This is a genomic window from uncultured Microbacterium sp. (assembly GCF_963521645.1).
GTDB lineage: Bacteria > Actinomycetota > Actinomycetes > Actinomycetales > Microbacteriaceae > Microbacterium.
On record NZ_CAUQVQ010000113.1, the window covers coordinates 1 to 6,294 of the forward strand.

A 6,294-nucleotide genomic window follows, 5' to 3' on the forward strand; every position below is an offset into this window, starting at 1 on the left:
CCCGCGACGGCGCCGGGGCGCGAGGAGCCCGAAGCCCCCCGCGCCCCGTCGATCTCAGTCATCCTCCGTGGCGGTGACCATCACCCCGAGCGGGGCGAGGTAGCCGTTGGGGTCGATGGTCCAGTCGGCCGCTGCGGCCGTCTCCACGACCTCAGGGGCCCACTCGAGGTAGACGCGGTCGTCACCGCCGTTGATCACGAGCACCGTGCCCGTGCCGGTCTCGTCGCCCTCGACGCAGACGTACGAGCGCCAGCTGCCCTCGGGCACCGAGAACGTGTCGCCCGCGCCCAGCGTGACGGTCGTCGACGGGTCTCCGTTGAGCGTGACCTCCCAGCGACCGGTCTTGAACAGCAGCGCCTGCGTCTTGTCGTGACGGTGGCGCAGCACGCCCTGCCCCGGCTCGGCCTTGACCCACGCGAGGTTGAAAGAGTGCGGCTCGGTGACGTTCGGCACCTGGCGACGGTTCTCGCTCATGCCGTAGCCGATCGCGGTGGCGAGCTCGACGCGGCCGCCGTCGACCGCGGCGCACAGCAGCGCCGCCGCCGAGTACTTGCGGTCGCCGGGCTGGATGACCCGCGAACGCATGTCCTCGACCGTGTAGGTCGTGAGCTCGTCGATGTAGTGCTGCTTCATGGGCGTGATCAGCGGCACGTCGTCGGGCAGCACGTCGCCCGCGACCGTGTCGATGAGCTTGTTGTCGGCCGTGAGGTGCAGCCCGTACGACTCCGCCTCGCGCAGCACCGAGGGGCCCCAGATGATGCCGCCGTTGTCGTCGCGGCCGAGCACCGTGTAGAGGATGCCGTCATCCGGTCCCTCGTTCGTGAAGCCGCGGAAGATCCACGTGGGGATCGTGACGATGTCGCCGTCGTGGCTGATGTATTCGCCCTGCTTTCCGTCGACGCCCCACCGGAGGCGGAACTCGCCGCCGAGGTTGATGAAGACCTCGGCCGTGAAGTGCAGATGCAGGTTGTTGGAGATGCCGTTCGGCATACCGGCGGCACCGGTGTTGAAGCCGTGCTTCACCTCGAGGTTCACGTACTGGCTGGCGTTCTGCGAGACACCGGCACCGATGAAGGAGTAGTTCTCCTTGCGGTCGGAGCCCGGGGTGCGGCAGTCGATGAACGCCGAATTGCACGGCACCCAGTCGGAGCGGCGGATGGTGCGTCGTGCGATCTCGTCCGCGTCGACGATGACGTCGACCTGGTCGACGGTGGCGTTGCTCATTTCTTCTTCTCCTAGTCGATCAGTCGGTGATCAGTAGATGTTGCTGAAGGCCGCGGGCTCGTCGCCGCGGGTGCCCGCGATCTGGGCGCGCAGTGCGATGTCGTCCCACAGACGAACCTCTTTGACGAGGGCGCCCTGGTGGAACGTGAACTGCGAGATGCCGAGCACGTCGACGGGCTTGCCGGTGAGGCTGCCGTAGTTGGGCACTCCGTTGTAGTCGCCGACGAACTTCCACGTCACGGCGACGCGCAGGCCCGCATAGCGCACGTCGTAGTTGGTCTGGATGTCGCGGATCTCGAACTGCCCGGCGGGGAACGACTCGAGGAACCGCAGCAGCGCGCGGCGGTAGCCCTCGGGGCGGATGACCACGCGGTTGCCGACCGTCAGCAGCACGAGGTCGCGGTGGAAGAACTTCTCGACCTTCTGCAGGTCGCGCTCGTTCCACACCGTCTGGATCATGTCGATCACGGTCTCGACCTCGGAGCGGTACTCGTCGGGTCGGACGCCCGAGTCGCCCTTCGCGATCGGGTCGGCGGGGGCCGGCTCGGTCCATGAGCCCGTGTATCCGCGGAACGCCTGCGCACGGGCGAGCTCGTCGAGGTCGGCTCCCACTTCGAGCGCGCCGGCGAGCGAGTCGCGCACGACCCACTCCTCGACCATGCGGCCCTTGCGGTACAGGCAGTTCGCGATGGTGCGACTGTGCGCCGAGGTCTGCAGGTGCCCCGACAGCACGAGGTGCGAGCTGAGGAACGCGTCGTCGCCGCGAGCCTCCCAGATGACGTCCTCGGCCTGACCGGTGCGATCGGGCGTCGCCGAGATGCGCATGAGCGTGCCCTCGATGACCTCCTGCCGCGTGGTCGAGGTGCCGTAGGCGCCGTGCACGATCGAATCGGGCTCGTAGTTTTCGCGGATGAAGCTGATCGACCGATCGACCCAGATCAGATCTGTGACCTCACGGATGAAGTCGTCGGGGTCTTTGTACGGCAGATAGGCAACCGGGTCGAGAGACACGCTTTTCACTCCTTCAGGATGCGAAGCTGCGGTTCATCGGTGATCGCTGGCTTCGTCCTGGTCAGTGTATGCGTATGCACAATGCGACGCAAGAGACGATCCTGCGCACACGGTGATCATCGGCCGTGGGGCGGTCAGGATGCGGGGGCGGCGTCGAGTGTGCGCCGCGAAGTGAACGCCGATTCGAACCTGGCGTTCTCGAGCTCGGCCGCGGGATCCTCGATGCGTCGCACGATGAGATCGGCCGCCGTGCGCGCCATGCCCGCGATGTCGTAGCCGATCGTGGCCAGGTCGATGATGGGCCACGCCGCCTCGGGAAGGTCGTCGAAGCCGACGACCGAGAGGTCTTCGGGCACCCGCAGCCCGGCACGATGCGCGGCGTTCAGCGCACCGTACGCGACCACGTCGTTGCCGCAGAACAGCAACGTCGGCCGATCCGCCCCCGCGAGGATCTCGGCGGCCGCCGCCTCGCCCTCGGCCGCGCCGTAGGGGACCCGCCGCACGAGAGCCTCGTCGAGCGCGACGCCCTGCCCGGCGAGCGCCTTCCGCAGTGCCGCCTCGCGGCTCTGCGCCGTGCTCGTGTTGCTCGGGCCGAGCACCGCCCCGACCCGGGAGTGGCCGAGCTCGACGGCGCGCTTCACGGCCTCGCGGTATCCCGGCGACGGGTCGACCACCGTCGCATCCGCCTCGACGAACGAGCCGGTGCGGTTGAAGTAGACGAACGGCAGGCCGCGGTCTCTGAGGCGCAGAGGCGCGACCGAGTCGACGGTGGTGGTGGCGAGGATCACGCCGTCGAGGCCGTTCGCGAGCAGTCTCTCGACGATCGTGTCGTTGTCGGCCGACTCGGTGTGCAGCATCAGCTGATAGCCGAGGGTCTCCAGCTCCCGGTGCACGGGGGCGATGATGTGCGAGTAGAACTGGTTGTCGAGGTCGGTCAGCAGAAGCCCGATGCGCCGGGTGCGCCCCGACGACAGCGCGCGCCCCGCTTCACTCGGCACGTATCCCAGCAGCTGGGCGGCTTCGCGGACCCGGAGCTTCGTCGCCTCGGACACCCGCGCGTCGTCGCGCAGCGCGCGAGACACCGTGGGCTGTGAGACTCCCGCCAAACGGGCCACGTCTCGGCTGGTCACGACCATGTGCCGCCTCCCCCTCTGTCCTCCGGATTCTACCGCTCTTGACCTCGCTGTGCATACGCGGTCATAATCAGCACATACGTATGCAATGAAAGGAAGGGCCATGCCCCTGCATCTCAAGACCGCGCCGACGAAGACGTTCGCGGACACCGCTCAGCAGGACGTCGCCGAGCGGGTGAGGGGAATCATCGGCGACATCCGCGAGAACGGCGACGACGCCGTGCGGCGGTACGCCGAGCAGTTCGACAACTGGAGCCGCGACTCCTACCGCCTCTCCGACGCGGAGATCGCGGACATCATCAGCACGCTCGACGAGCAGGTGATCACCGACATCGAGTTCGTGCAGAACCAGGTGCGGCGCTTCGCGCAGGCTCAGCGGGACTCACTCGTCGACATCGAGGTGGAGACCCTCCCCGGTGTCTTCCTCGGCCAGAAGCACGTGCCGGTGCAGGCGGCCGGCGCGTACATCCCCGGCGGAAAGTACCCGCTGACGGCATCCGCCCACATGACCATCATCACCGCCAAGGTCGCAGGAGTCCCTCGGGTGGTCGCGTGCACCCCGCCGATCCGGGGCGAGATCCCCGCGGCGACGGTGGCCGCGATGAAGATGGCGGGCGCCGATGAGATCTACATCCTCGGCGGCGTGCAGGCGGTCGCCGCGATGGCGGTCGGCACCGACTCGATCGCCCCCGTCAACATGATCGCGGGGCCCGGCAACGCGTATGTCGCCGAGGCCAAGCGGCAGCTGTTCGGCGAGGTCGGCATCGACCTGTTCGCCGGACCCACCGAGATCCTCATCGTCGCCGACGAGCACGCCGACCCGTTCTTCACCGCGGTCGACCTGCTGTCGCAGGCCGAGCACGGCCCCGACTCGCCTGCCGTGCTGGTGACGACCTCGCAGGCACTGGCCGAGGAGGTCATGGACTGGATCGAGAAGATCCTCCCCGGCATGCCGACCCGCGACTACGCGGGCCCCGCGTGGCGCGACTGGGGCCAGGTGATCGTCGCCGACGACCTCGACGAGGCCTACCGGATCGCCGACGACCTCGCCTTCGAGCACGTGCAGATCTTCACGCAGAATCCGCGTGAGGCGCTGACGAAGATGCACGACTACGGCGCGCTCTTCCTCGGCGAGAACACCTGCGTCTCTTATGGCGACAAGGTGATCGGCACGAACCATGTGCTGCCGACGCTGGGTGCCGCGCGGTACACGGGCGGCCTCTGGGTCGGCAAGTACCTGCGCACCGTCACGTACCAGGAGGTGCAGAGCGCCGAGTCGTCGGCCGAGCTGGGCGCCGTGTGCGGTCGCGCCGCCCGCGTCGAGCTGTTCGAGGGGCACGCCCGCTCGGGAGACGCCCGCGCGTGGCGTCACGCCGGCACCGAGTTCGCCTGGATCGACGAGAGCCACGCGGCGGTCGGCGCGGAGTCGCGATGACCGACCTCACGGGTCGCACGGCAGTGATCACCGGCGGCGGCAGCGGACTCGGGGCGGCCATCGCCCGGGCGCTGCACGCCGCCGGTGCGCACGTGATCGTCGTCGGCAGGGATGCCGAGAAGCTCGGCCGGGTCGTCGACGAGCTCGGCCCGCGAGCCCGTGCGCTCACGTGCGACGTGGCTGACGCGGCATCCGTCGACGAGCTGCGCGCACGGCTCGACGGCACCGAGGTCTCGATCCTCGTGAACAACGCCGGCATCCCCGGCCCCGTAGCTGCCCTCACCGACATCGACGTCGACGACTGGGACGAGGTGTTCGCCGTCAACGTGCGCGGCACCTTCCTGCTGTGCAAGGCGCTGCTTCCGGGCATGGTCGCGCGGGGCGAGGGAGACGTCATCAACGTGGCCTCCGTCTCGGGCAAGCGTCCGCTCGCGCACCGCACGCCGTATTGCGCCTCGAAGATAGCCGTGATCGGACTCACCTCGACGCTCGCGTTCGAGGTCGGGCCGGCGGGCGTGCGGGTGAACTCGCTGTCGCCGGGACCCGTGCAGGGACCGCGCATGGAGCGCAACTTCCGCCTCGAGGCGGAGAGATCGGGCACCAGCGTCGACGACGCCGAGCACGCCTTCGTCTCGCGCGCGGCTCTCGGTCGTATGGTGACGGAGCACGAGGTGGGCGCGGCCGTCATCGCGATGCTGGGGATGCCCGGCATGTGCGGCGCCGACATCGACCTGTCGGCCGGGATGGTGGCGTGATGCCGTCGCTGCGCACCCGCGCGCGGGCGGGCGAGAAGCTGATCGGCGCCCTGCTGCGGATGCCGTCGGAGGAGCTGGTCGAGATGCTCGCGGTCGCGGAGTTCGACTTCGTGCTGATCGACTGCGAGCACGGCCCGGCCGACCTCGTCGCGCTGCGCCACCACGTCGCGCTGGCGCAGGTGCACGGCGTACCCGTGATCGTGCGCGTGGGTGAGGACGACCGGGGGCAGGTCCTGCGCGTGCTCGACCAGGGAGCGGAGGGGATCCTCGCCCCGCATCTCGACACGGCCCAGGATGCGGCAGCGTTGGTCGCCGCGGCGATGTACCCGCCCCTCGGCGACCGCGGCTTCGCGACGTACAGCCGCGCCGGACGGTTCGGCCTCGTCGCGCCCGAGGACCACAGGAACGCGTGGCTCGAGAACACCCTGGTGCTGGGGATGATCGAGTCGCCGCGCGGAGTCGCGCACGTCGATGAGATCGTGGCGACCGAGAGACTCGACGGCATCATGGTCGGTCCGGCCGACCTGGCGGCATCCTCCTCTCCCGCCGACCCCGCCGTGCCCGACGCGATCTCCACCGTGCACGGCGCCCTCGCTCGCACGGGCTCGCTGCGCATGGACATCGTGGGAACCGAGGATGCCGCGAGCGCGGCCTTCGCCGACGGCGCCGACCTCGTCGTCTACAACCTCGCGTCGTCGCTCATGGCGCATCTGCGCAGGCTGGCATCCCCGGAGCG

Annotated in this window: 6 protein-coding genes; 3 read left to right on the plus strand and 3 right to left on the minus strand. The window is 69.2% G+C overall.

All coding sequences use genetic code 11. The features are described 5' to 3' along the window. Positions 1 to 54 precede the first annotated feature (54 nt). From RWO82_RS14665 to RWO82_RS14675, 3 genes are all read right to left on the minus strand, one after another. Entirely contained in the window at positions 55 to 1,224 is a 1,170-nt protein-coding gene (locus RWO82_RS14665) for a cupin domain-containing protein (RefSeq protein ID WP_314428268.1), read from the minus strand. Positions 1,225 to 1,254: 30 nt separating this feature from the next. Continuing rightward, positions 1,255 to 2,235, minus strand: coding sequence for an ester cyclase (locus tag RWO82_RS14670; RefSeq protein WP_314428269.1), 981 nt, complete (start codon positions 2,233 to 2,235; stop codon positions 1,255 to 1,257). Positions 2,236 to 2,369: 134 nt separating this feature from the next. Next, positions 2,370 to 3,365: a LacI family DNA-binding transcriptional regulator gene (locus RWO82_RS14675; RefSeq protein ID WP_314428270.1), complete on the minus strand. Its 996-nt coding sequence runs from the start codon at positions 3,363 to 3,365 to the stop codon at positions 2,370 to 2,372. Between the two features lie 106 nt (positions 3,366 to 3,471). On the opposite strand from RWO82_RS14675, the gene hisD reads away from it, so the two are divergent. The 3 genes from hisD to RWO82_RS14690 form a co-directional block, all read left to right on the plus strand. Beyond that, positions 3,472 to 4,803, plus strand: a complete 1,332-nt coding sequence (gene hisD, locus RWO82_RS14680) for a histidinol dehydrogenase (RefSeq protein ID WP_314428271.1) — start codon at positions 3,472 to 3,474, stop codon at positions 4,801 to 4,803. Beyond that, positions 4,800 to 5,558: an SDR family oxidoreductase gene (locus tag RWO82_RS14685; RefSeq protein WP_314428272.1), complete on the plus strand. Its 759-nt coding sequence runs from the start codon at positions 4,800 to 4,802 to the stop codon at positions 5,556 to 5,558. Before hisD ends, RWO82_RS14685 begins: the two co-directional genes overlap by 4 nt. Further along, the coding region (locus RWO82_RS14690; protein WP_314428273.1) for an aldolase/citrate lyase family protein at positions 5,558 to 6,294 on the plus strand (737 nt) is incomplete at its 3' end. The genes RWO82_RS14685 and RWO82_RS14690, both read left to right, overlap by 1 nt.